Below are 24,092 nucleotides of genomic sequence, written 5' to 3' on the forward strand. Positions count from 1 at the left end.
CATAGGCCCGGAATTCGCCGAAATACTTCGTGATCGCCGCCGTCAGCGTCGTCTTGCCGTGGTCAACGTGACCAATGGTCCCGATGTTCACATGCGGCTTGTTACGTTCAAACTTTGCCTTCGCCATGATGGCTTCTCCTATTGGTTCAGATGCGCCGGGCTGGAGCCCGGCCTACGGGGTGGTAGGGCGGGCTTCAGCCCGCCGCACCGTCATGCGTACTTCTTCTGGATTTCCGCGCTCAGGTTTTCCGGAACGGTGTCGTAGTGGTCGAACTCCATCGAGAACACCGCGCGGCCCGAGGTCATGGACCGAAGCTGGTTGATGTAGCCGAACATGTTCGCCAGCGGAACCATGGCGGCGATGACGTTCGCGTTGCCGCGGCTGTCCTGGCCGTTGATCATGCCCCGACGCGAGGTCAGGTCGCCGATGACGCCGCCGGTGTATTCTTCCGGGGTGACGACTTCGACCTTCATGATCGGTTCCAAGAGTTTCGCACCGGCCTTCTTCAGACCTTCGCGCATGGCAGCCCGCGATGCGATTTCAAACGCCAGGACCGAGGAGTCGACGTCGTGGAACGCGCCGTCGATCAGCGAGACCTTGAAGTCGATCACCGGGAAGCCTGCCAGCGGACCGGAGTCCATGACCGACTTGATACCCTTTTCGACGCCGGGGATGTATTCCTTCGGCACCGCACCACCAACGATCTTCGATTCGAACGAATAGCCTTCGCCCGGTTCGGTCGGCGAGATGATCAGCTTCACGCGCGCGAACTGGCCGGTACCACCGGTCTGTTTCTTGTGCGTGTAGTCGATCTCGTGCTCGCGGCTGATCGTCTCGCGGTAGGCCACCTGGGGGGCACCGATGTTCGCCTCGACCTTGAACTCGCGACGCATGCGGTCGACGAGGATGTCGAGGTGAAGTTCGCCCATGCCCTTCATGATGGTCTGGCCGCTTTCGAGGTCAGTTTCCACGCGGAAGGACGGGTCTTCGGCAGCCAGACGGGCCAAAGCGATGCCCATCTTTTCCTGGTCGGCCTTGGTCTTGGGTTCCACCGCGATCTCGATCACCGGGACCGGGAAGGTCATGGTTTCCAGAACGACGGGCGCCGCCGGATCACAGAGCGTGTCACCGGTGGTGGTTTCCTTCAACCCGCCAAGCGCGATGATGTCGCCGGCGAAGGCTTCGGTGATTTCCTCACGCTCGATGGCGTGCATCATCATCATCCGGCCGACGCGTTCCTTGCGCTGCTTGGTCGCGTTCAGCATCGCGTCGCCCTTGGCCAGCTTGCCCGAGTAGATCCGGGTGAAGGTCAGCGAGCCGACGAAGGGGTCGTTCATGATCTTGAACGCCAGGCCCGAGAAGGGCTGGTCGTCATCGGCAGACCGCGCGATGTTGCGGGTTTCCGACTCGTCGCCCGGCGCAAAGCCCATGTAGGGCGGCACGTCCAGCGGCGAGGGCAGATAGTCGATCACGGCGTTCAAAAGGGGCTGCACGCCCTTGTTCTTGAACGACGAACCGGCCATCACCGGGATGAAGTCGATCGCGAGCGTGGCCTTGCGGATCAGCGCGCGCAGTTCTTCCGGCGACGGCTCGTTGCCTTCCAGGTAGGCTTCCATCGCGGCGTCGTCCTGACCCACGGCGGTTTCCACCAGGTTCATGCGCCACTCATCGGCTTCCGCCTTGAGTTCCGCACGGATCGGCTGACGCTTCCAGGAGGCGCCCAGGTCTTCGCCCTCGTAGACCCATTCTTCCATGGTCACGAGGTCGATGATGCCTTCCAGCTTGTCCTCGGCACCGATCGGCAGGACGATCGGAACGGCGTTCGCGCCGGTCCGGTCCTTGATCATGCGGACGCACTTCATGAAGTCAGCGCCGGTCTTGTCCATCTTGTTGACGAACACGATGCGCGGAACCTTGTAGCGGTCAGCCTGACGCCACACGGTTTCGGTCTGCGGTTCCACGCCGGCGTTGCCGTCGAGGAGAACCACAGCGCCATCAAGCACCGCCAGCGAACGCTCGACTTCGATGGTGAAGTCGACGTGGCCGGGGGTGTCGATGATGTTGAAGCGGTACTTCGTCGACTTGTCGCCAAGACCAGCCGCGGAATCGATCTGACGGTTCCAGAAGGTGGTGGTCGCAGCCGAGGTGATCGTGATGCCGCGTTCCTGCTCCTGCTCCATCCAGTCCATGGTCGCGGCGCCGTCGTGGACTTCGCCGATCTTGTGGGACTTGCCGGTGTAGTAGAGGATGCGTTCCGAGGTCGTGGTCTTGCCCGCGTCGATGTGGGCAATGATCCCGAAGTTGCGGTAGCGTTCCAGCGGGTAATCGCGTGCCATGATGCCCTCTTACCAGCGGTAATGGCTGAACGCTTTGTTCGCGTCGGCCATCTTGTGGGTGTCTTCGCGCTTCTTCACGGCGGTACCGCGGTTCTGCACGGCATCGGCCAGTTCGGCGGCCAGACGCTCTTCCATGGTGTTCTCGTTCCGTTTGCGGGCGGCGGTGATCAGCCAGCGGATCGCCAGCGCCTCACGGCGTTCCACACGCACTTCGACGGGGACCTGGTAGGTCGCACCGCCAACGCGGCGCGAACGGACTTCGACCGAGGGCTTCACGTTGTCGAGGGCTTCGTGGAACGCTTCGACGGCGGGACGCTTCAGACGGGTCTGGACGCGGTCAAGGGCGCCGTAGACGATCGATTCCGCGACCGACTTCTTGCCGTCGAGCATCAGGTTGTTCATGAACTTAGTGACCACCCGGTCGCCAAACTTGGCATCGGGCAGGATTTCGCGCTTTTCGGCGGCGTGACGACGGGACATCTGTTATCTCCTCACTTCGGACGCTTGGCGCCGTATTTCGAACGACGCTGACGACGCTCTTTCACGCCCTGGGTGTCCAGAACGCCGCGGAGGATGTGGTAGCGCACACCCGGAAGGTCCTTTACCCGGCCGCCACGGATCAGGACGACAGAGTGTTCCTGAAGGTTGTGCTTTTCGCCGGGGATGTAGGAGATGACCTCGAAGCCGTTGGTCAGGCGCACCTTGGCGACTTTCCGCATGGCCGAGTTCGGCTTCTTCGGGGTGGTGGTGTAGACGCGGGTGCAAACCCCACGCTTTTGCGGGCAGGATTCCAGGTGCTGCGACTTGGACTTCCGGACCACTGCTTCCCGGGGCTTCCGGATCAGCTGTTGAATCGTCGGCATTCACGTTCCTCGTTTCGATACTCGCCCCCTAGCCGTCGGGGGCGCCGCTTCTCGATCGTGCTTGCGCGAATCGCAAAACACGAACACCGCAACCACCGCCGTTTCCGGCGATGCCGCGGTGGAATTCCAGAGGATCGGGGCATCTTCGGCCCGGATCATGACCACTTCAAGCGCTCTGAACCCTTGTTCCGGCCGCGACTGAAGGGTCGGGCGGAGGTTCGGGTTGGCGCGCGTATATGGGGAATCGCGGGGGGAGTCAACGGCGGGCCGGGGCCGCTCAGGCCGCAGAGGACCGGCGCAACCGGCGCTCGCGCCAGAGGGTGAAGAGCCCCGCCCCGATCACGATCGCCGCGCCCAGGAAGGTCCAGACATCCGGCAGGTCGCCGAACACGACAAGGCCAAGGACGATGGCCCAGAGGAGCGACGTATAGCGGAACGGCGCGACCAGACCGATGTCGCCGTGTCGCATCGCCATAACCGAGGTGAGGTAGCCCACGATCAGGAAGAGGCCCGCGCCAAGGACCTTGCCGGCCTCGACCGGGGTCACGGGGTTCCAGCCCTGGAAGGCGGTGCCGATCCAGCCCATCGTGGTGACCGCCACCGCCGCGCCAAGCGCGACCACGGCCGAGGGGAGTTGTCCCTGCAGCCGGCGGACGGAAAGGTCGCGGACCACGACGCAGGCCACCGAAGCGAGGCCGAGGAGCGACCAGCGGTCGAAGCCCTCGGTCCCCGGGCGGATGATAATGAGGACGCCGATCAGACCGACTAGGATCGCCGTCATCCGCCGCCAACCGATCTTGTCCCCGAAAACCAGCGCAGCCGCGAGGGTGATGAGCAGCGGCAGGGCCTGCAGGATCGCCGAAAGGTTGGCCAGCGGCATCCGGAGCAGGGCTTCGAGAAACAGGATCGTCGCGGCCACGTCTGCCAGCGAACGCAAGAGGATCAGCCAGCCGTCACGGCCGGAGGGGCGGAACCGGTAGGCCCGGGTGACGAGGGCAAGCGCGCCCAGGCCGACCACCGCGATCAGCCCGCGCAGGGCGATGGTCTGATAGAGCGGCAGGGTCTGGGTGACCGACTTCATGAAGGTGTCGTTGATCGTGAAGGCGGCCATCGAGGCGCACATCAAGAGCATGCCGCGGAGGTTCTCGGAGATCGGCACGGTGCGGGTCCTTCACTTGCCGGGACTGGGTAGCAGGCGGCGATGCGAAGGGAAAGTGTCCACGGGTGGACAGGTTCAGGGTGCCTTCGGACTCAAAGGGTTAGCCGTGGGCGTTAACCGGACGGAAAGGATTGGCGGCAGCGCGGGTGGGGACGGTTTTCAAATTGAGCGCTGGCGCGCAAGCCTTTGTCTTGCCCCTGTCGCGCGAAGGGCGCGAAAGGGGCTCGGACGCTTGGGGGCGCTTCGCCCCCCAAACCCCCCGAGGATATTTCGGGAAGGGAAAGAGCGTGGCGCGCGGGCTGTCAGGCCGAGAGCAGCACCGGCAGGTCACAGTCGCCGGCCAGCACCTTGCCGGTCACGCTGCCGAAGATCAGCTCGTGCAGGGGCGAGTGGCGGACGGCACCGGCGACGAGGAGGTCGCAGCCAGTCTCTTTCGCGGTGGCGGTGAGGGCGTCGAAAATCTCCCGCCCATTGCGGGGCACGTCGCGGAATTCGGCCTTGATGCCGTGGCGGGCGAGGTGGTGGGCGGCCTCGATCCCGGATTGGCCCATCCGCAGGTCCTTGTCATCGGTCACGCGGGCGACAATCGCCTCGCTTCCCGGCGGCAGGATCGCGATGGCGTCCTGCAGCGCACGCGCGGCGGTATGGGTGCCGTCCCAGGCGATCAGGGCCCGGCGCGGCACGGCGACCTGGCCCTTGCGGGGAACGACGATCAGCGGGCAGCCGGAGTCGAAGAGGGCGGCATTGACCAGGAGACGTTCGCCGACCAGCGGACCGCGACGGCCGGTGAGGATGCCAAGGTCGGCGACCTTCATGTGGTCGGCAAAAACCTCGCCGATGCCGTAGGCAAAGCTGGACCGGTCGATCACCGAAACAGGGACACCGGCCTTGTCGGCCAACGCGTCGAGGGCGGCACGGGTGCGGGCGAAATCCTGCGCGTCCTCGGCAGCGCCGTCCAGAACATCGACCGGGAAGGACAGGACGACGACCTGGGCCCCCTGCCCTTTCGCCCAGTCCATTGCCAGCGAAAGAGCGGCGGGCTGCTGCCCGACATCTGCCGGATCAACGAAAGTGACGATTGAACGGACGGACATTGGCCGGGTCTCCCACTGAGCTGCTTTCGGGCGAGGTAGGTATCCGCCGCCTGACCCACAAGATCACCGGACCGTGAATTGGCGCACCGGGCAAAAGAAAACCCCGCCGGTCTTGCGACCGGCGGGGCTGTCCTGCCAGAAAGCAGCGGGGATCAGTCGCGGCTTTCGACCGTATCGACCAGGCCGGCATCGGTCTGATCGTCGAGATCGATGTCCACCACATCCATCGGAGCCGCCAGCGCCGCGGCCTCTTCGGCCTCGGAGCGGCGCGCCTCGATCACGGTGTGGTCGCGGTCGGCGGCGATCTTCTTGACGCGGCTGGTCGCCCCGCCGGTGCCGGCCGGGATCAGACGGCCGACGATGACGTTTTCCTTCAGGCCGACCAGCTTGTCGCGCTTGCCCTGGACCGAAGCCTCGGTCAGGACGCGGGTGGTTTCCTGGAACGAGGCCGCCGAGATGAAGCTGCGGGTCTGCAGCGACGCCTTGGTGATCCCCAGAAGGACCGGCTCGGCCTTCGCCTCACGGCCGCCACGGGCGACCGACTTGGCGTTTTCTTCGTCCAGTTCGATCTTCTCGACCTGCTCGCCCTTCAGGAGCGTGGTGTCGCCACCATCGAGGATCTCGAACTTCTGCAGCATCTGGCGAACGATGACCTCGATGTGCTTGTCGTTGATCTTCACGCCCTGCAGGCGATAGACGTCCTGCACTTCGTCGATCATGTAGTTGGCAAGCGCCTCGATCCCCATGATCCGCAGGATGTCGTGCGGAGCCGGGTTGCCGTCCATGATGTAGTCACCCTTCTGGACGAAGTCGCCTTCCTGGACCGGAATGTGCTTGCCCTTGGGGATCATGTATTCGACGGCGGTCAGCGTCTCATCAACCGGTTCAACGGTGATGCGGCGCTTGTTCTTGTAGTCCTTGCCGAAGCGGACATAGCCGTCGGTTTCCGCGATGATCGCGTGATCCTTCGGGCGACGGGCTTCGAACAGTTCCGCCACGCGGGGCAGACCCCCGGTGATATCCTTGGTCTTGGCACCTTCGCGCGGGATACGCGCCACCACGTCGCCGGGCCGCAACTCCTGGCCATCTTCGACCGAGAGAATGGCGTCCACCGACATGGCGTAGGTGATCGGGTTGCCGCTGTCGCCGCGCACCGGATCGCCCGTCGCCGGGTCCATCACGATGATCTCGGGCTTGAGGTCACCGCCTTTCGGCACCGAACGCCAGTCCGAGACGATCTTCTGGGTCATGCCCGTCGCATCGTCGGTATCCTCGCGGACCGAGATCCCGGCGACCAGGTCCTTGAACCGTGCCACGCCGGTCTTTTCGGCGATGATCGGCAGGGTGAAGGGGTCCCATTCGAAGAGCTTGGTGCCGCGCTTGACGGTTTCGCCTTCCTTGACGTGCAGTTTCGCGCCGTAGGTCAGCTTGTGGGCGGCCCGTTCCTGGCCCGCCTCGTCGATGATGGCGATCTGCATGTTCCGGCCGACAACGATCTGCTCGCCCGACACGTTGGACAGCAGGTTGGCGTTGCGGAACTCGATCTTGCCTTCCTGGCTGGCTTCCAGGAACGACTGCTGGCCGCCCTGCGCCACGCCGCCGATGTGGAAGGTCCGCATCGTCAGCTGGGTGCCGGGTTCACCGATGGACTGGGCGGCGATGATGCCGACCGCTTCACCGATGTTCACCAGCGTGCCACGCGCAAGGTCACGACCGTAGCAAAGCGCGCAGACGCCTTCCTCGGCCTCGCAGGTCAGCGGGCTGCGGATGCGGATCTGGGCGATGCCCGAGCCGTTGATCAGGTCGGCGCGACGTTCGTCGATCAGCTCGCCCCGGGCAACCAGCACTTCGCCGGTGGCCGGGATCACCACGTCATCGGCCGCGACGCGACCAAGGACACGTTCGCCCATCGGCACGATCACTTCACCGTCGTTGACCGCAGCCGAAGCCATGATCGCCTGTTCGGTGCCGCAATCATGCGCGCGCACGATGCAGTCCTGCGCCACGTCGACCAGACGGCGGGTCAGGTAGCCCGAGTTCGCCGTCTTGAGCGCGGTGTCGGACAGACCCTTCCGGGCGCCGTGGGTCGAGTTGAAGTATTCAAGAACGGTCAGACCTTCCTTGAAGTTCGAGATGATCGGCGTCTCGATGATCTCGCCCGAGGGCTTGGCCATCAGGCCGCGCATCCCGCCAAGCTGCTTCATCTGGATGACCGAACCCCGGGCACCGGAGTGGGCCATCATGTAGACCGAGTTCGGCTCCCGCTCGGCGCCGTTGGCGTCGTGGCGGACGGCCGAGATGGTCGACATCATCGCCTCGGTGACCTTGTCGTTGCACTTGGTCCAGGCGTCGACGACCTTGTTGTACTTCTCGCCCTGGGTGATCAGGCCGTCGAGGTACTGCTGTTCAAAGCCGGCGACCTGGTCCTTCACCTCGTTGACGATGGTCCACTTGGTGTCCGGGATCACCATGTCGTCCTTGCCGAACGAGATGCCGGCACGGAACGCCTCGCGGAAGCCGAGGGTCATGATCTGGTCGCAGAAGATCACCGATTCCTTCTGACCGCAGTAACGGTAGACGGTGTCGATGACTGTTTGCACATCCTTCTTCCGCAGCAGGCGGTTGACCAGGTCAAACGGCGCCTTCGCGTTCAAGGGCAGCAGGTTGCCAAGCCGCAGGCGGCCGGGCGTGGTTTCGAACCGCTTCCAGACGATGTTGCCGGTCTCGTCGACCTGACGGAGACGCGCCTTGATCTTGGCGTGCAGATGGACGGCACCGGCGGCCAGAGCATGCTCGACTTCGTCGATGTCGGCGAAGGCCATGCCTTCACCGGTCATGCCTTTACGCTCCATCGTGACGTAGTAGAGGCCGAGGACCATGTCCTGCGACGGCACGATGATCGGCGCGCCGTTGGCGGGCGACAGGACGTTGTTTGTCGACATCATCAGGACACGCGCCTCAAGCTGGGCTTCCAGCGAGAGAGGAACGTGGACGGCCATCTGGTCACCGTCGAAGTCGGCGTTGAAGGCCGAGCAGACCAGCGGGTGCAGCTGGATCGCCTTGCCTTCGATCAGGATCGGCTCGAAGGCCTGGATGCCCAGACGGTGCAGCGTCGGAGCGCGGTTCAGAAGGACCGGGTGTTCGCGGATGACTTCATCCAGGATATCCCAGACCTCGGGACGCTCTTTTTCGACCAGCTTCTTCGCCTGCTTGACGGTGCTGGACAGACCCTTGGCCTCCAGCCGCGAGTAGATGAAGGGCTTGAAGAGTTCGAGCGCCATCTTCTTCGGCAGGCCGCACTGGTGCAGCTTCAGTTCCGGGCCGGTCACGATGACCGAACGGCCCGAGAAGTCGACCCGCTTGCCCAGAAGGTTCTGGCGGAAGCGGCCCTGCTTGCCTTTCAGCATGTCCGACAGCGATTTCAGCGGGCGCTTGTTGGTGCCCGTGATGACGCGGCCCCGACGGCCGTTGTCGAACAGCGCGTCAACGGCTTCCTGCAGCATCCGCTTTTCGTTCCGGACGATGATATCCGGCGCGCGAAGCTCGATCAGGCGCTTCAGGCGGTTGTTGCGGTTGATGACGCGGCGATAGAGGTCGTTCAGGTCAGACGTGGCAAAACGGCCGCCGTCCAGCGGGACCAGCGGACGCAGTTCTGGCGGGATCACCGGAAGCACGGTCAGGATCATCCATTCCGGGCGGTTGCCGGATTCCAGGAACGATTCGACGATCTTCAGACGCTTGATGATCTTCTTCGGCTTCAGTTCGCCGGTCGCTTCCTTCAGCTCCTCACGCAGCTGTTCGGCGGTGGCGTCCAGGTCGATCGCGGCCAGCATTTCGCGGATCGCTTCGGCACCGATGTTGGCGGTGAAGGCGTCAGCGCCGTACTGGTCCTGCGCGTCGAGGAACTCCTCTTCGGTCATCAGTTGGCCGTAGGTGAGGTCGGTCAGACCCGGCTCGATGACGACATAGTTTTCGAAGTAGAGGATGCGTTCCAGGTCCCGCAGCGTCATGTCGAGCATGAGGCCGATCCGGGACGGCAGCGACTTCAGGAACCAGATGTGGGCGACGGGGGCGGCAAGCTCGATATGGCCCATCCGCTCACGCCGCACCTTCTGGAGCGTGACTTCAACACCGCACTTTTCGCAGACGACGCCGCGATACTTCATGCGCTTGTATTTGCCGCAGAGGCATTCGTAGTCCTTGATCGGCCCGAAGATGCGGGCGCAGAACAGGCCGTCACGTTCCGGCTTGAACGTGCGGTAGTTGATGGTTTCCGGCTTCTTGATCTCGCCGAAGGACCACGAGAGAATCCGCTCGGGCGAGGCCAGAGAGATCTTGATCTCGTCGAAGGTCTTGACCGGCGCAACCGGGCTGAACGGGTTGGTCGAGAGTTCCTGGTTCATTTCATCTTCCCATGTGAAGGGCTGCGGTCAGAGGTTTGGGCGACACGATTTTTCTGCGAAAAATCAGAGTTTTCGCAGAAAACTCGTCGCTCACTCCTCCTCCGCATCCAGGAGTTCCATGTTGAGGCCGAGGCCCCGCACTTCCTTGACAAGGACGTTGAACGATTCCGGCACGCCGGCTTCGAAGTTGTCCTCGCCCTTGACGATCGACTCGTAGACCTTGGTCCGGCCTGCCACGTCGTCCGACTTCACCGTCAGCATTTCCTGCAGGGTGTAGGCGGCGCCGTAGGCTTCCAGAGCCCAGACCTCCATCTCGCCGAGACGCTGGCCGCCGAACTGCGCCTTACCACCCAACGGCTGCTGCGTGACCAGCGAGTACGGACCGGTCGAACGGGCGTGCAGCTTGTCGTCGACAAGGTGGTGCAGCTTGAGCATGTACTTCACGCCCACCGTCACCTTGCGCTGGAACTGCTCGCCCGAGCGGCCGTCGAAGACCACCGACTGGCCCGAGGTGTCGAACCCGGCGCGGGTCAGCGCGTCGTTCACGTCAGCCTCTTTGGCGCCATCGAAAACCGGGGTCGCAATCGGCACGCCCTTGGTCACGTTGCCGGCAAGCTCCAGGAACTCGTCCTCGTCGCGGCCTGCGAAGGCCTCTTCATAGGTCTCGTCACCGTAAGCCAGACGGACAGCCTCACGCACCGGGGTCATGTCGCCGGACCGGCGATATTCCTTCAGCGCGTCGTCGATCTTGATCCCCAGGCCGCGCGCGGCCCAGCCCATGTGGGTTTCCAGGATCTGACCGACGTTCATCCGGCTCGGCACGCCAAGCGGGTTCAGCACCAGGTCGACCGGGGTGCCGTCCGCCAGGAACGGCATGTCTTCCATCGGCACGACCTTCGAGATGACGCCCTTGTTGCCGTGACGGCCGGCCATCTTGTCGCCCGGCTGCAGCTTGCGCTTCACCGCTACGAAGACCTTGACCATCTTCATCACGCCCGGAGGCAGGTCGTCGCCGCGGCGCACCTTTTCGACCTTGTCGTCGAAGCGGTGGTCCAGGGCGCGCTTCTGCGCTTCGTACTGGTCGTGCAGGGCCTCCACGTCCTTGGCGTCGTTCTCTTCGCCAAGGGCCAGCTGCCACCACTGGCCACGCGACAGCGTGCCCAACAGTTCTTCGTCGATGGTCGAACCGGCCTTGATACCCTTCGGCCCCTTCACGGCGGTCTTGCCGGTGATCAGGGTCTTGAGGCGCGCGTAGATGTTGCGTTCCAGGATCGCGAGTTCGTCGTCGCGGTCGCGGGCGAGGCGTTCGACTTCCTCACGCTCGATCTGCAGCGCGCGTTCGTCCTTGTCGACACCGTGGCGGTTGAAAACGCGGACTTCCACGATGGTGCCGTAAGCACCGGGCGGCAGACGCAGCGAAGTGTCGCGGACGTCCGAGGCCTTTTCCCCGAAGATGGCGCGGAGAAGCTTTTCTTCCGGCGTCATCGGGCTTTCGCCCTTCGGGGTGATCTTGCCGACCAGGATGTCGCCCGGCTGCACTTCGGCCCCGATGTAGACGATCCCGGCTTCGTCAAGGTTGCGCAGGGCTTCCTCGCCGACGTTCGGGATATCGCGGGTGATTTCCTCGGGTCCAAGCTTGGTATCCCGGGCGGCGACTTCGTATTCCTCGATGTGGATCGAGGTGAAGACGTCGTCACGCAGGATACGCTCGGAAATCAGGATCGAGTCTTCGTAGTTGTAGCCGTTCCAGGGCATGAAGGCGACGACCACGTTCCGGCCAAGGGCCAGTTCGCCCATGTCGGTGCAGGGGCCGTCGGCCACCACTTCGCCGCGCTTCACCACGTCACCCACCTTCACCAGCGGGCGCTGGTTGATGCAGGACGACTGGTTCGACCGCTTGAACTTGCGCAGACGGTAGATGTCGACGCCCGGCTCGCCCGGTTCCAGCATTTCCGTGGCCCGCACAACGATACGCGTCGCGTCGACCTGGTCGATGACACCAGCCCGGCGGGCCATGATGGCAGCACCCGAGTCACGGGCAACCACGGCTTCGATGCCGGTGCCCACGAACGGAGCATCGGATTGCAGAAGCGGCACGGCCTGACGCTGCATGTTCGAGCCCATGAGCGCGCGGTTGGCGTCGTCGTTTTCCAGGAACGGGATCAGCGAGGCCGCGACAGACACCAGCTGCTTCGGCGACACGTCGATCAGGTCCACCGAATCCGGCGGGTTCAGCATGAATTCCCCGGCCTTCCGGCTGGAGATCAGTTCCTCGGTGAAGCGACCCTCGGCGTCCTGGCCGGCATTGGCCTGGGCGACGGTGTGGCGCATTTCTTCGGTGGCCGACATGTAGACGACCTCGTCGGTCACCTTGCCGTCGATCACCTTGCGGTACGGGGTTTCGATGAAGCCGTACTTGTTCACGCGGGCGAAGGTGGCCAGCGAGTTGATCAGGCCGATGTTCTGGCCTTCGGGCGTTTCGATCGGGCACATCCGGCCATAGTGGGTCGGGTGGACGTCGCGAACTTCAAAGCCCGCGCGTTCACGGGTCAGACCGCCCGGCCCGAGGGCCGAGAGGCGGCGCTTGTGGGTGACTTCGGACAGCGGGTTGGTCTGGTCCATGAACTGCGACAGCTGCGACGAGCCGAAGAATTCACGCACCGCAGCGGCAGCAGGCTTCGCGTTGATCAGGTCCTGCGGCATGATCGTGTCGATTTCGACGGACGACATGCGCTCCTTGATGGCGCGCTCCATCCGCAGCAGGCCGACGCGGTACTGGTTCTCCATCAACTCGCCAACGGACCGGACGCGGCGGTTGCCGAGGTGGTCGATATCGTCGATCTCGCCCTTGCCGTCGCGCAGTTCGGTCAGTGCCTTGATGCAGGCCACGATATCGTCACGATCCAGCGTGCGCTGGGTGTCGGGCTTGGCCAGATCCAGACGCATGTTCATCTTCACCCGGCCAACGGCCGAGAGGTCATAGCGTTCCTTGTCGAAGAACAGCGTATCGAACAGCTGGCTGGCAGCTTCGACGGTCGGCGGTTCGCCGGGACGCATGACGCGGTAGATGTCCATGAGCGCGGTATCGCGGCCCATGTTCTTGTCCACCGCCATGGTGTTGCGGATGTAGGGGCCGACGTTGACGTTGTCGATGTCCAGCACCGGAATGTCGGTGATGCCCTGGTCAAGCAGAACCTTGACGGTGCCGCCCTTGACTTCGCCGTCGCGGTCCAGTTCCCAGGTCAGCTCGTCGCCAGCCTCGACCCAGATCTCGCCGGTCTCTTCGTTGATGATGTCCTTGGCGACGTACCGGCCCATGATGTGGTCGAAGGGAACCAGAAGTTCAGTGACCTGACCTTCGTCCTTCCACTTCTTCACCATGCGCGGCGTGGCTTTTTCGCCCGCCTTCAGGATGACTTCGCCAGTCGCGGCATCGACCAGATCATAGGCCGGCCGGGTGCCCGATACGCGCTGCGGGAAGAACTTGGTGACCCAGCCCTTGTTCTTCACGTAAGCGAAATTGATCGTCTCATAGTAGGCGTCCATGATCGCCTCCTGGTCCATGCCAAGAGCATAGAGCAGGGTCGTCACCGGCAGTTTCCGGCGGCGGTCGATGCGCGCAAAGACCACGTCCTTGGCGTCGAATTCAAAGTCCAGCCACGAGCCGCGATACGGGATGATGCGGCAGGCGAACAGCAGTTTGCCCGAGGAGTGGGTCTTGCCCTTGTCGTGGTCGAAGAACACGCCCGGCGAACGGTGCATCTGGCTGACGATCACCCGTTCGGTGCCGTTCACGATGAACGTGCCGTTCGAGGTCATCAGGGGCATGTCGCCCATGTAGACGTCCTGTTCCTTGATGTCCTTGACCGACCGGGCCCCGGTGGTTTCATCGACATCGAACACGATCAGGCGCAGCGTCACCTTCAGGGGTGCCGCATAGGTCATGTCGCGCTGCTGGCATTCGTCCACGTCGTACTTGGGCTTTTCCAGCTCGTACTTGACGAATTCCAGGACCGAGGTCTCGTTGAAATCCTTGATCGGGAACACCGACTGGAACGTGCCCTGAATCCCCTCGTCATCCAGCGGCTTGTCGCTGTCGCCGGACCGCAGGAACAGGTCGTAGGAGGATTTCTGAACCTCGATCAGGTTCGGCATCTCCAGCACTTCGCGGATTTTACCGAAATAGCGGCGGATGCGTTTCTGGCCAACATAAGCTTGCGCCATGTTTCTGGTCACCTTTCCGTGTTTCGCTGGCGCACCACCCGTCGGGCCACGGGCGCGCACCGCTTGCGAAGAGACCGATGGGTTCCATTCGTGCCGCCCGTCCCGAAGGGTGGCTCCCGAACCCGCCGCGTCTGGGAAGAGGCTTTTGCGTCAAAGCCCCTTCCAAGACGCGCATGGCTGGGACCGACGGTGTCGGACCCAGCCCTGCTGATCCATCGGGGTTGCCCCCGTGACGGATTACTTCAGTTCGACCTTGGCGCCAGCCTCTTCGAACTTCTTCTTCAGAGCCTCGGCGTCGGCCTTGGACACGGCTTCTTTCACCTTGCCACCGGCTTCGGTCAGGTCCTTGGCTTCTTTCAGGCCCAGACCGGTGATTTCGCGCACGACTTTGATCACGTTGATCTTGTTCGCACCGGCGTCGGTCAGGACGACGTCGAATTCGGTCTGCTCTTCAGCCGGAGCGGCAGCAGCAGCAGCCGGGCCAGCCATCATCACAGCGCCGCCAGCGGCGGGCTCGATGCCGTACTTGTCCTTCAGGATGGTCTTCAGTTCCTGCGCCTGCAGGAGGGTCAGACCAACGATCTCTTCGGCGAGTTTGTTCAGATCAGCCATTTTTCAGTTCCGTTTGTTAAGATGGGTTCCAACGGTGCGGTATCAACCACGACCGGGATGAAAGGGTGAGGCCCCCGCCTAGGCGGCAGCCTTTTCCTCGATGGTCGACAGGATGCTCGCGATGTTCGACGCAGGCGCACCAATGGCCCCGGCGATGTTCGAGGCGGGCGCACCGATGCACGACACGATCTGAGCGATAAGCTCTTCACGCGACGGCATGGCGGCCACGGCTTTCACACCGGCCTGGTCCAGAACCGTATCGCCCATTGCCCCGCCGATGATGACGAACTTGTCGTTCGTCTTGGCGTAGGCATCGCAGACCTTGGCCGCAGCCACAGGGTCTTCGGAGAAGGACAGCACGGTCATGCCCGTGAGGAGGTCACCCATCTTCGCAGCGGGCTTCCCTTCAAGGGCGATCTTGGCGAGCGTGTTCTTGGCAACGCGGACGGACCCGCCCACGTCGCGAAGCTTCGCGCGCAGGTCCTGCATCTGTGCAACCGTCATCCCGGTGTAGTGGGCAACCACCACAACGCCAGAGCTTTCGAAGATCTGGCCGAGTTCCTCGACCACTTTCTCTTTCTGGGCTCTATCCACAGTTTCACTCCAAGGTTGGGGTTTCCCCCGGCTCATGTTTGCCCCCTTGCGAGGGGCGTCGGGTCCGTCACGGTTCCCGAAACCAAGATCGCCCGAAGGGCGCCTTCAATCTCGTTCCCCATCTCGGGCAGGATTTATGGTGTTTGCGCACCACCCACCGTCTCGGACAGAACCGGGCTTGGAGAGGGATCTCTTCGCCCGGCTAGACCTGACCCTTGCGGATCAGGAATTTCGTAAGGTGGGGTTGGACCCCACCACCGGCTTAGGCCTGGGTCGCCGAAGCGATGTCGACCGACACGCCCGGACCCATGGTCGAGGACAGCGACACCTTCTTGAGGTAGGTGCCCTTGGCGCCCGTCGGACGCGCCTTCGACACCGCATCCACGAAGGCGCGGATGTTCTGTGCCAGCTTGCCGTCGTCGAACGAGACCTTGCCGACGCCGGCATGGATCACGCCGGCCTTCTCGACCTTGAACTGCACTTCGCCGCCCTTGGCACCTTCGACGGCCGCTTTCACGTCCATCGTCACGGTGCCGACCTTCGGGTTCGGCATCAGGTTGCGCGGGCCCAGGATCTTGCCCAGACGGCCGACCAGCGGCATCAGGTCCGGCGTTGCGATGCAACGGTCGAACTCGATCTTGCCGGACTGGATCGTCTCCATCAGGTCTTCGGCGCCGACGATGTCAGCCCCGGCCGCCTTGGCTTCCTCGGCCTTGGCGCCACGGGCGAAGACGGCGACGCGGACGGTCTTGCCGGTGCCGTTGGGCAGCGCCACGACGCCGCGGACCATCTGGTCGGCGTGACGCGGGTCAACGCCCAGGTTCATCGCGATTTCGACGGTTTCGTCGAACTTGGCCGAGGCAGCCTGCTTGATCAGCTTGACGGCATCTTCAACCGAGATGTTCGCCTTGCCCACGAAGAGTTCGTTCGCCTTGGCGACGCGCTTTGCAATCTTTGCCATGGTGATCAGCCCTTCACTTCGATGCCGCAGGACCGTGCCGAACCCAGGATGATCTGCATCGCAGCTTCCACCGAGTTCGCGTTCAGGTCCTTCATCTTGGTCTCGGCGATCTTGCGCAGCTGGGCTGCGGTGATCGAACCGGCGACTTCACGGCCCGGCTTCATCGAGCCCTTGGCGCGCGCACGCTTGCCCACGGCCGGCAGACCGGCGGCCTGCTTGATCAGGAACGAGGCCGGAGCGGTCTTCAGCTCGAGGCTGAAGGACTTGTCCTGGTAGTAGGTGATGATGACGGGCGTCGGGGTGCCCGGCGGGATGTCGGCGGTCTTCGCGTTGAATTCCTTCACGAAGGCCATGATGTTCAACCCGCGCTGACCCAGGGCCGGGCCGACCGGGGGCGACGGGTTCGCCTGCTGGGCTTTGACTTGCAGCTTGAGGCTGCCGATGATCTTCTTGGCCATCTGGCCTTCTCCTTTGTCACAGCGCCAGAAGGCGCGGTTTAGTGGTCCGGCTCGTCACGTCCCTTGCGGTCCGCGCTTGCCTCCCACGCGTTCCTCAGTTCCCTTTCGAGACCTGAGTGAATTCCAGTTCAACAGGCGTCGCGCGACCGAAGATCGACACGGTGACCTTCAGGCGGTTGTGCGCCTCGTCCACATCTTCGACCATGCCCGAGAAGCCCTCGAACGGGCCGTCGGTGACCTGCACCGTTTCGCCGATATCGAAGCGGATCAGGTTGCGCGGGGCTTCCTGGCCTTCCTCGACGCGGTTCAGGATCGCGTTCACTTCGCTGTCGCGCATCGGCATCGGCTTGCCCTGGGGACCCAGGAAACCGGTGACCCGGTTGATCGAGGAAATCAGGTGATAGCCGCGGTTCGACATTTCCATGTGGACAAGGACATAGCCCGGCATGAAGCGGCGTTCGGACGTCACCTTCTTGCCGCGGCGAACCTCGATCACTTCCTCGGTGGGGACCAGGACTTCGTCGATCTCCTCGCCAAGGTTGGCCTCGGCAACGGCGGTCTTGATCTGCTCGGCCACTTTCTTCTCGAAGTTCGAGAGAACGCTTACCGAATACCAGCGCTTCGCCATCTGCCTGCTTCCTTGCTGCGGGCCCTGCGGCCCTGTCGTCGTCTGCGTCCCGGAACAAAAAACAGCGCGCACCCCGAATCGATGCGCGCCGGTGTCCCTTTGGTTGGGCGGGGATTACCCCCTGCCCGGCCCCATTGCAAGGGGGAACCGCCGCCTCAGGACCCGATGATGACCTGCAAGCCGGTGCGGATCCCCAGATCGACCAGGCTGAAGAAGGTCGCGGCCAGGGCGGACAGGATAAAGACCATCAGCGTGGTCAACAGAACCTCGCGCCGGGTGGGCCAGACAACCTTGGCGACCTCGTTACGGGTCTGCTGCAGGAACTGGAAGGGGTTCATCATGGCTGGATTCCGGGCTGGTTTGCGGGGGAGATACGGGAGATGGGGCCGGATTTCAAGCCGGGGCCGCAAGGAACTGCCCAAGGGCGCAGAATGGAGTGGTCTTGGCGTGCTGGCACAGGGCAAGCCATGGCGCGCTGAAAGCACACCCTACGGCAGTTGCGGCTGTCGGGAGGATGGCAGGGGCAGCAGGGCTTGAACCCGCGACCTACGGTTTTGGAGACCGTCGCTCTACCAACTGAGCTATACCCCTACGCGGAGGTCGAGTTACGGCAGGCCGTGGGGGAAATCAAGGGGGGATCGGCGGGGTTCGCTCTGGTCGGGCGAAATCGGCGGGGATAGGGTTCGGCAGCGGAATGGGCCGGGGACGGTGATGGGAACGGCGGCAGAGATCGAGGCCGAGTTTGCGGCGCGACCCTGGGCGGGGGTGACCGAGGCCGAGATGGCCGCGGGCCTGGCGGTGCCGTCGATGCTGCGGCCCGAGGAGAGTCGGCTGTATCACTGGCTGGGGCGGCGGGTGACTGGCAACGGGGCCGTGGTGGACCTGGGCGCCTATGCCGGCGGCTCGGCCGCGCGGTTGCTGTCGGGGCTGGAGCGGACGGACTGGGCGGGACGGCTGCATGCCTATGACCATTTCCGCTCGTCCCGCCGGTTCTGGGAGAAGTTCCTGCCGAACGACCCCCTGCCCGACCATGACGAGGCCGATATCCTGCCGATCGCCCGGCGACATCTGGCCCGCTGGGCAGACCGGGTGGAGTGGCACCGCGGCGAAATCGCCGAGACCCGCTGGACCGGCGGCGCGGTCGAGATCCTGGCGGTGGATGCGGCGAAGGGGGCGGCGGTGGCCGACCATGTCGCGGCCGAGTTCTTTCCTGCGCTGGTGCCCGGCCGGTCGGTGGTGGTGCAGCAGGACTATCTGATCGCGGTGCAGCCCTGGCTGTGCGCGCAGATGGTGCATCTGCGCGACTGCTTCCTGCCTTTGGCGCTGGTGCCAAAGGATTGCGTCGTGTTTCTGTGCCTGCGCCGGCCCACGGCGGGCGAGTTGCAAGCGGCACGCACCTTTGATCTGACCGATGGCCAGTTGATGCACGGGGTACGCGCGGCGGCCAAGTGGCACGCCTACATGATCGGGCGCGAGCGGTTCCAGGCGATGCTGGCGCAGATCAAGGCCAATCCCGGTGCCCGGCTGGGCTGGCAGATGCGCCAGGCCGAGCGGGCGCGGCAGGGCTAGAGCTTCGGCCCCGCATCACGCCCCGAGATCGGTTGCCCGACCCGCCGACTGATCACAATGCGGCCAGCCTTCGGGTGCCCCGCATGCGGTGGCCATGACTGTTTGTGCCGGCCGGCTGCGGACCGACGTGTTCGGCCGGCTTGCAGGGCGGGTCAGGGCCGGATAGCGCTTGCGCCTGCTTGCCCCGGAGGCCGATCATGATCCCTGCCCGCTTTTCCCCTGTCCTGTTTGGCCTGATCCTGTCGGGATTGATGAGCCTGATCGTCTCGGGCCTGTCGACCGCCCGGGCGCTGGGGTTGGGCGAGGGGTTCGTGGCCGTCTGGCTTGGCAACTGGGCGGTAAGCTGGGCAATCGCCTTCCCAACAGTGCTGGTCGTGGCGCCCCTGACCCGCCGCATCGTGGCGCGGCTGGTCCGGGGCTAGGGGGCAAGCGCGCGCAGGCGAGCGAGGTCCGGCTGCAAAAGCACCGGTATCGCCGCCTGGATACGCTCTGCCGGCCAGTCCCACCAGCCCAGTTCCAGCAGGGCGGCGACCGTGGCGGGTGGAAAGCGCGGACGGATCGGACGCGCCGGGTTGCCGGCGACGATCGTATAGGGCGCGACCCGGCCCGCCACGACAGCCCCGGCACCGATGATCACGCCGCTGCCGACCTCGGCCCCCGGCAGGATCAGCGCGCCGTGGCCGATCCAGACATCATGGCCGATGATGGTATCGGGCAGGCCGTGGAAGCTGGCCTTGTACCCCGCGATCCCCGCCGGATCGAAAATCGGGAACGGATAGGTGGTCAGCCCCGACATGTCGTGGTTGGCCGAGGCGGTGATGAAGCGGACCCCGTGGGCAATCTGGCAGAAGCGGCCGATCACCAGCCGCTCGGGCGCGCCGGGATAGAGATAGGGGGCCAGCCGGGCGGCCCAATCCTGGGGCGGATCGAAGTCGTTGGCATAGGTGAAGTCGCCGACCGAGATGTTCGGATGGTCGATGACCTGGTTCAGGTGGACCATGTTCGGATGGACGGCGCCGTCGGCAAAGGACAGCGGATGCGTCCGCAGGGGATCAAGGGGCATGCAGGGACCTTTCGTTGAAACGGTTCGGGGGAACGGTTCAGCGGGTCAGGTCCATCGGTGCCTCCATCGTGCCTGGACAGGATAGCAGATCCTGCCGGCCACGAAAAGACGGGCGCCCCTGTGGAGGAGGAGCGCCCGCCAGGATCCGGCAGAGGGGATTGGAACCCCTGCCGGGGTCGTCAGATGGAGCCTGCCGCCATTTCCCGCGCGATGTGGTCGGCCTGGCGGATGGCTAGGGCGACGATGGTCAGCGTCGGGTTTTCCGCGGCCCCCGTAGTGAACTGCGAGCCGTCCGAGATGAACAGGTTCGCAATATCATGGGTCTGGCCCCACTTGTTGCAGACGCCGTCCTCGGGCCGTTCCGACATCCGGTTGGTGCCCAGGTTGTGGGTCGACGGATAGGGTGGCGTCGGGAAGGCGCGGGTGGCCCCCACGGCTTCGTAGATCGCCATGCCCTGCTGGTAGGCGTGGTTGCGCATCGCCACGTCGTTCGGGTGGTCGTCGAAGTGGACATTGGCGACCGGCAGGCCATGCTGGTCCTTCGTTTCGGACAGCGTGACCCGGTTCGTGGCTTGCGGCATGTCTTCGCCCACGATCCACATGCCCGCCATGTTCTCGTAATGGTCAAGCGCCGTGGTGAACCCCCGTCCCCAACCGCCGGGGTTCAGGAAGGCCGCCATGAAGGGCAGGCCCAGGGCCAGGGTTTCCAGTTCGTACCCGCCGACGAAGCCGCGGCTGGGATCATGGCGCGCCTCGTCCTGCACGATCCCGGCCATGGTCGTGCCACGCCACATCTTCACCGGCTTGTCGAAGATCGCGTAGACCGACCCCGTGGTGTGGCGCATGTAGTTGCGGCCCACCTGGTCGGAGGAGTTCGCCAGCCCGTTCGGGAACATCGACGAGGCCGAGTTCAGCAGCAGCCGGGGCGATTCGAACGAGTTGCCCGCGACGCAGACGATGCGCGCCTTCTGCATCTGCAGAGTGCCGTCCTGGTCGAAGTATTCGACCCCGGTCACCTTGCCCGCCTCTTTGTGCAGGATGCGGGCGACGTGGCTGCGCTCGCGCACCTCAAGGTTTCCGGTCGCCTCCCCTTCCGGGATGTCGGTATAGGCGGCCGACCACTTGGCACCCCATTTGCAGCCCTGGAAGCAGAAGCCAGTCTGCTGACAGGCGATGCGGGCGCCCGTCTCGTTCGAGGACTGGATCGCCATCCGGCCGGTATGAACTTCCTTGTAGCCCAGCGCCTTGGCGCCTTTCTCGAACACAAGGTAGTTGTTGCTGCCGGGCAGGCCCGGGCGGTTGCCGGTGCGCGTGACGCCCAGCTTTTCTTCGGCCTTGTCATACCAGGGTGCCATTTCGGCGGCGTCAATCGGCCAGTCCAAGAGGTTTGCCCCATCGACCGCGCCATAGGTGCTGAGCGCCTTCCATTCGTGGTCCTGGAACCGCAGGGATGCGCCCGCCCAGTGGGTGGTCGTGCCGCCCACGGCCTTGACGATCCAGGCCGGCAGGCCCGCGAAGTCCTTCGCCACCCGCCAGCTGCCGCTGGTGGTGCGCGCGTCCAGCCAGGCAAGCTGGGTGAAACTGTCCCATTCGTCGTTGACGTAGTCCTCGGGCAGGTAGCGCCCGCCGGCCTCCAGCGCCACGACCTTGACGCCCTTCTGCGCCAGTTCGTTCGCCAGCACCCCGCCGCCTGCGCCGGTGCCGATGATGACGACCACGCTGTCGTCGTTCAGATCAAACGTTGCCATTGCCGTCCCCCCTTACAGCCAGTCGATGTCGTTGAAGCCACGCTCGATGTAGCCACCCTGGGAGAAGCTTTCCCCCTCATATCCAAAGATCGGCCAGATCTCTTTCTGGTTGTAGAGACCGGTCACCAACCCGGCGCGGATCGTCTGGAAGAAGGGTGTGGTTTCGATCGACTGAAGCAGCTTCACCCGGTCTTCTTCCCAACCCGCCGAGACATAGTTGGCAAAGCTTGCACCCTGTGCGGCTGCGTCCAGCGCGGCCACACCTTCGGCCACCATGGCCTTCATGTCCTCGCTGTCATAACCCTTGACCGCAACGGCGTAATACTGGTCGGGCACCTGGTCGTGCGGATAGATGTCGCGCGCCATCTGCAGCAGCGTCGCCATCTGTTCCGGCGTGATCACGGTCACCTCGACGGCCCAGGCTGCGTTCGGGGCGGCGATGAAGCCCGCGCCGGTGACCGCCAAGACACCAGCGGCAGACAGGCTGCGGGACAAGAGCTGGCGCCGAGTCAGCCCCCTAAGGTCATGTTTCGTCATTGGTTTCCTCCCTTGCTTTTGGCTGGGTCGGACCGCACCCTCCCCCTCAGAGGTAGCGGCCGCCGCGTTGCAGGACCTCGATCTGGTAGCCGTCGGGGTCCGCGATGAAGAAGAAGCGGGCGATGACGCTGCCCGCCGGGGCGAAGTCGACCAGCTTGCGGGGCGCAAGACCCGCCGCTGTCAGCCTGGCATGTTCGGCATCGACATCGTCGACGCTGACCGCAAGGTGCCCATAGCCGTCGCCGAGGTTGTACGGCTCGGTCCGGCCCTTGTTGATGGTCAGTTCGACCTCGAAGGTCGACTCGGCATTGGACAGGTAGACAAGGGTGAAGGATTCGAAGTCCAGCCGGTCCGCGACCTTCAACCCGAAAGCCGTGTCATAGAAAGCCAGTGACCGCGCCTCGTCCAGCACGCGGATCATTGAATGGATCGCCTTGGCCATACCCTACCCCATCTGCGATTAGCGGATATTGGTAAGGTTAGTGGACCAGTTTCCCCCCGGGTAGTAACCGACTACTACAGCGCAGTTTTTCTATTCCGCCGCGAACCGGCGGCCCGTCTGCGGGATCTGCTCAAGCTCTCCCAGATGAATTGTGCAGGCGCAGCGCAAGAGCGAGGTGAAGTTCGACGTCTCTCCGTGCTGTTCCAGAACTTCTGAATGCAGCTTGGACAGGAAAGCTGGCGTCGACGTGCCTTCCTTGCCGGCCATCTGGTCCAGGATACCCCAGAAGGCGCGTTCCAGCCGAATGGATGTGGATTGACCGTTCAGCCGCAATCGGCGGGTGACATACTCATAGCGGGCCGGGTCCTGCCCGGCGAACATCTGACACATCGCTGGCCTCCCCCATGTGGTCAGAATGCCAGTGTGGGACTGTGGGGCGGTTATGTCAAATCACGCATCGTCGCATGAAAAGGGGGCCGCCTTTCGAGCGGCCCCGGAAAGCAGGGCGGGGATCATCCCGCCCTCAGCCTGCGGTCGGATCAGGCGATGATTTTCGAGACGACGCCTGCGCCGACGGTGCGGCCGCCTTCGCGGATGGCGAAGCGCAGTTTTTCTTCCATCGCGATCGGGGCGATCAGCTCGACCACGAACTTCAGGTTGTCGCCCGGCATCACCATCTCGGTGCCTTCCGGCAGCTGCACGGTCCCGGTCACGTCGGTCGTGCGGAAGTAGAACTGCGGACGGTAGTTCGCGAAGAACGGCGTGTGGCGGCCACCTTCTTCCTTGGTCAGGATGTAGGCCTCGGCTTCGAACTTGGTGTGCGGGTTCACCGACTTCGGCTTGCACAGCACCTGGCCACGCTCGACGCCCTCGCGGTCGATGCCGCGCAGCAGAACGCCCACGTTGTCGCCGGCTTCACCACGGTCCAGGAGCTTGCGGAACATCTCGACGCCGGTGCAGACCGACTTCTTGGTCTCGCGGATGCCCACGATCTCTACTTCGTCGCCGACGTTGATCACGCCACGCTCCACCCGGCCGGTCACGACCGTGCCGCGGCCCGAGATCGAGAACACGTCTTCGATCGGCATCAGGAACGGCTGGTCGATCGCACGCGCCGGGGTCGGGATGTACTCGTCAACCGCCTTCATCAGCGCGCGGATCGAATCCTCGCCGATGTCCTTGCGCTCGCCGATCATCGCCTGGTGGGCCGAGCCCTTGATGATCGGAATGTCGTCGCCCGGGTATTCGTAGGACGAGAAGAGCTCGCGCACTTCCATTTCCACGAGTTCCAGCAGCTCTTCGTCATCAACAAGGTCGACCTTGTTCATGTAGCAGACCATGTACGGAATGCCGACCTGACGGCCGAGCAGGATGTGCTCGCGCGTCTGCGGCATCGGGCC

Annotated in this window: 22 protein-coding genes and 1 tRNA gene; 2 read left to right on the forward strand and 21 right to left on the reverse strand. The window is 64.1% G+C overall.

The window, feature by feature from the left end; all coding sequences use genetic code 11:
- From CXR42_RS19080 to CXR42_RS19150, 15 genes are all read right to left on the reverse strand, one after another.
- The coding region (locus tag CXR42_RS19080; protein WP_232017738.1) for a GTP-binding protein at positions 1–127 on the reverse strand (127 nt) is incomplete at its 3' end.
- A gap of 83 nt (positions 128–210) precedes the next feature.
- Positions 211–2,337 carry an elongation factor G gene (fusA, locus tag CXR42_RS19085; RefSeq protein WP_103259200.1) on the reverse strand — a complete coding sequence of 709 codons (2,127 nt, stop codon included), beginning with the start codon at positions 2,335–2,337 and terminating at the stop codon, positions 211–213.
- 9 nt (positions 2,338–2,346) lie between these two features.
- Positions 2,347–2,817, reverse strand: coding sequence for a 30S ribosomal protein S7 (rpsG, locus tag CXR42_RS19090; protein ID WP_103259201.1), 471 nt, complete (start codon positions 2,815–2,817; stop codon positions 2,347–2,349).
- A gap of 11 nt (positions 2,818–2,828) precedes the next feature.
- Positions 2,829–3,200, reverse strand: a complete 372-nt coding sequence (rpsL, locus tag CXR42_RS19095; protein WP_103259202.1) for a 30S ribosomal protein S12 — start codon at positions 3,198–3,200, stop codon at positions 2,829–2,831.
- A gap of 277 nt (positions 3,201–3,477) precedes the next feature.
- On the reverse strand, positions 3,478–4,359 hold the full coding sequence (locus CXR42_RS19100) for a DMT family transporter (RefSeq protein WP_103259203.1): 882 nt from the start codon (positions 4,357–4,359) through the stop codon (positions 3,478–3,480).
- 302 nt (positions 4,360–4,661) lie between these two features.
- The gene (locus CXR42_RS19105) at positions 4,662–5,453 is read right to left on the reverse strand and encodes a universal stress protein (RefSeq protein ID WP_103259204.1); all 792 of its coding nucleotides are present in this window, start codon (positions 5,451–5,453) and stop codon (positions 4,662–4,664) included.
- Between the two features lie 152 nt (positions 5,454–5,605).
- A complete protein-coding gene (rpoC, locus tag CXR42_RS19110) occupies positions 5,606–9,856 on the reverse strand; it encodes a DNA-directed RNA polymerase subunit beta' (RefSeq protein ID WP_103259205.1) in 4,251 nt (1,416 codons plus the stop codon).
- A gap of 90 nt (positions 9,857–9,946) precedes the next feature.
- Positions 9,947–14,080, reverse strand: coding sequence for a DNA-directed RNA polymerase subunit beta (rpoB, locus tag CXR42_RS19115; protein WP_103259206.1), 4,134 nt, complete (start codon positions 14,078–14,080; stop codon positions 9,947–9,949).
- Between the two features lie 237 nt (positions 14,081–14,317).
- Complete coding sequence (gene rplL / locus CXR42_RS19120) at positions 14,318–14,692, reverse strand: 50S ribosomal protein L7/L12 (protein WP_103259207.1); 375 nt, start codon at positions 14,690–14,692, stop codon at positions 14,318–14,320.
- 78 nt (positions 14,693–14,770) lie between these two features.
- On the reverse strand, positions 14,771–15,286 hold the full coding sequence (rplJ, locus tag CXR42_RS19125) for a 50S ribosomal protein L10 (RefSeq protein WP_103259208.1): 516 nt from the start codon (positions 15,284–15,286) through the stop codon (positions 14,771–14,773).
- A 262-nt stretch (positions 15,287–15,548) separates the two neighbouring features.
- Positions 15,549–16,247: a 50S ribosomal protein L1 gene (rplA, locus tag CXR42_RS19130; protein ID WP_103259209.1), complete on the reverse strand. Its 699-nt coding sequence runs from the start codon at positions 16,245–16,247 to the stop codon at positions 15,549–15,551.
- 5 nt (positions 16,248–16,252) lie between these two features.
- Entirely contained in the window at positions 16,253–16,705 is a 453-nt protein-coding gene (rplK, locus tag CXR42_RS19135; RefSeq protein WP_103259210.1) for a 50S ribosomal protein L11, read from the reverse strand.
- Positions 16,706–16,799: 94 nt separating this feature from the next.
- The gene (gene nusG / locus CXR42_RS19140; RefSeq protein WP_103259211.1) at positions 16,800–17,333 is read right to left on the reverse strand and encodes a transcription termination/antitermination protein NusG; all 534 of its coding nucleotides are present in this window, start codon (positions 17,331–17,333) and stop codon (positions 16,800–16,802) included.
- 155 nt (positions 17,334–17,488) lie between these two features.
- A complete protein-coding gene (secE, locus tag CXR42_RS19145) occupies positions 17,489–17,674 on the reverse strand; it encodes a preprotein translocase subunit SecE (protein ID WP_103259212.1) in 186 nt (61 codons plus the stop codon).
- A 174-nt stretch (positions 17,675–17,848) separates the two neighbouring features.
- A tRNA-Trp gene (locus tag CXR42_RS19150) sits at positions 17,849–17,924 on the reverse strand.
- Between the two features lie 120 nt (positions 17,925–18,044).
- On the opposite strand from CXR42_RS19150, the gene CXR42_RS19155 reads away from it, so the two are divergent.
- Both CXR42_RS19155 and CXR42_RS19160 read left to right on the forward strand, forming a co-directional pair.
- Positions 18,045–18,902 (forward strand): class I SAM-dependent methyltransferase, encoded by an 858-nt coding sequence (locus tag CXR42_RS19155; protein WP_103259213.1) that lies wholly within the window; start codon positions 18,045–18,047, stop codon positions 18,900–18,902.
- 197 nt (positions 18,903–19,099) lie between these two features.
- The gene (locus tag CXR42_RS19160; RefSeq protein WP_103259214.1) at positions 19,100–19,324 is read left to right on the forward strand and encodes a DUF2798 domain-containing protein; all 225 of its coding nucleotides are present in this window, start codon (positions 19,100–19,102) and stop codon (positions 19,322–19,324) included.
- On the opposite strand, the gene CXR42_RS19165 is transcribed toward CXR42_RS19160, so the two are convergent.
- From CXR42_RS19165 to CXR42_RS19190, 6 genes are all read right to left on the reverse strand, one after another.
- Complete coding sequence (locus tag CXR42_RS19165; protein WP_103259215.1) at positions 19,321–19,965, reverse strand: CatB-related O-acetyltransferase; 645 nt, start codon at positions 19,963–19,965, stop codon at positions 19,321–19,323. The genes CXR42_RS19160 and CXR42_RS19165 overlap by 4 nt on opposite strands.
- 179 nt (positions 19,966–20,144) lie before the next feature.
- Complete coding sequence (locus CXR42_RS19170) at positions 20,145–21,713, reverse strand: GMC family oxidoreductase (RefSeq protein WP_103259216.1); 1,569 nt, start codon at positions 21,711–21,713, stop codon at positions 20,145–20,147.
- 12 nt (positions 21,714–21,725) lie between these two features.
- Positions 21,726–22,250: a Twin-arginine translocation pathway signal gene (locus CXR42_RS19175; protein ID WP_103259217.1), complete on the reverse strand. Its 525-nt coding sequence runs from the start codon at positions 22,248–22,250 to the stop codon at positions 21,726–21,728.
- Positions 22,251–22,296: 46 nt separating this feature from the next.
- Positions 22,297–22,692, reverse strand: a complete 396-nt coding sequence (locus CXR42_RS19180) for a VOC family protein (RefSeq protein WP_103259218.1) — start codon at positions 22,690–22,692, stop codon at positions 22,297–22,299.
- Positions 22,693–22,782: 90 nt separating this feature from the next.
- The gene (locus CXR42_RS19185) at positions 22,783–23,082 is read right to left on the reverse strand and encodes a ribbon-helix-helix domain-containing protein (RefSeq protein ID WP_103259219.1); all 300 of its coding nucleotides are present in this window, start codon (positions 23,080–23,082) and stop codon (positions 22,783–22,785) included.
- Positions 23,083–23,231: 149 nt separating this feature from the next.
- The coding region (locus tag CXR42_RS19190) for an elongation factor Tu (protein WP_103259199.1) at positions 23,232–24,092 on the reverse strand (861 nt) is incomplete at its 5' end.

The organism is Tabrizicola aquatica (genome assembly GCF_002900975.1).
Classification (GTDB): Bacteria; Pseudomonadota; Alphaproteobacteria; order Rhodobacterales; family Rhodobacteraceae; genus Tabrizicola; species Tabrizicola aquatica.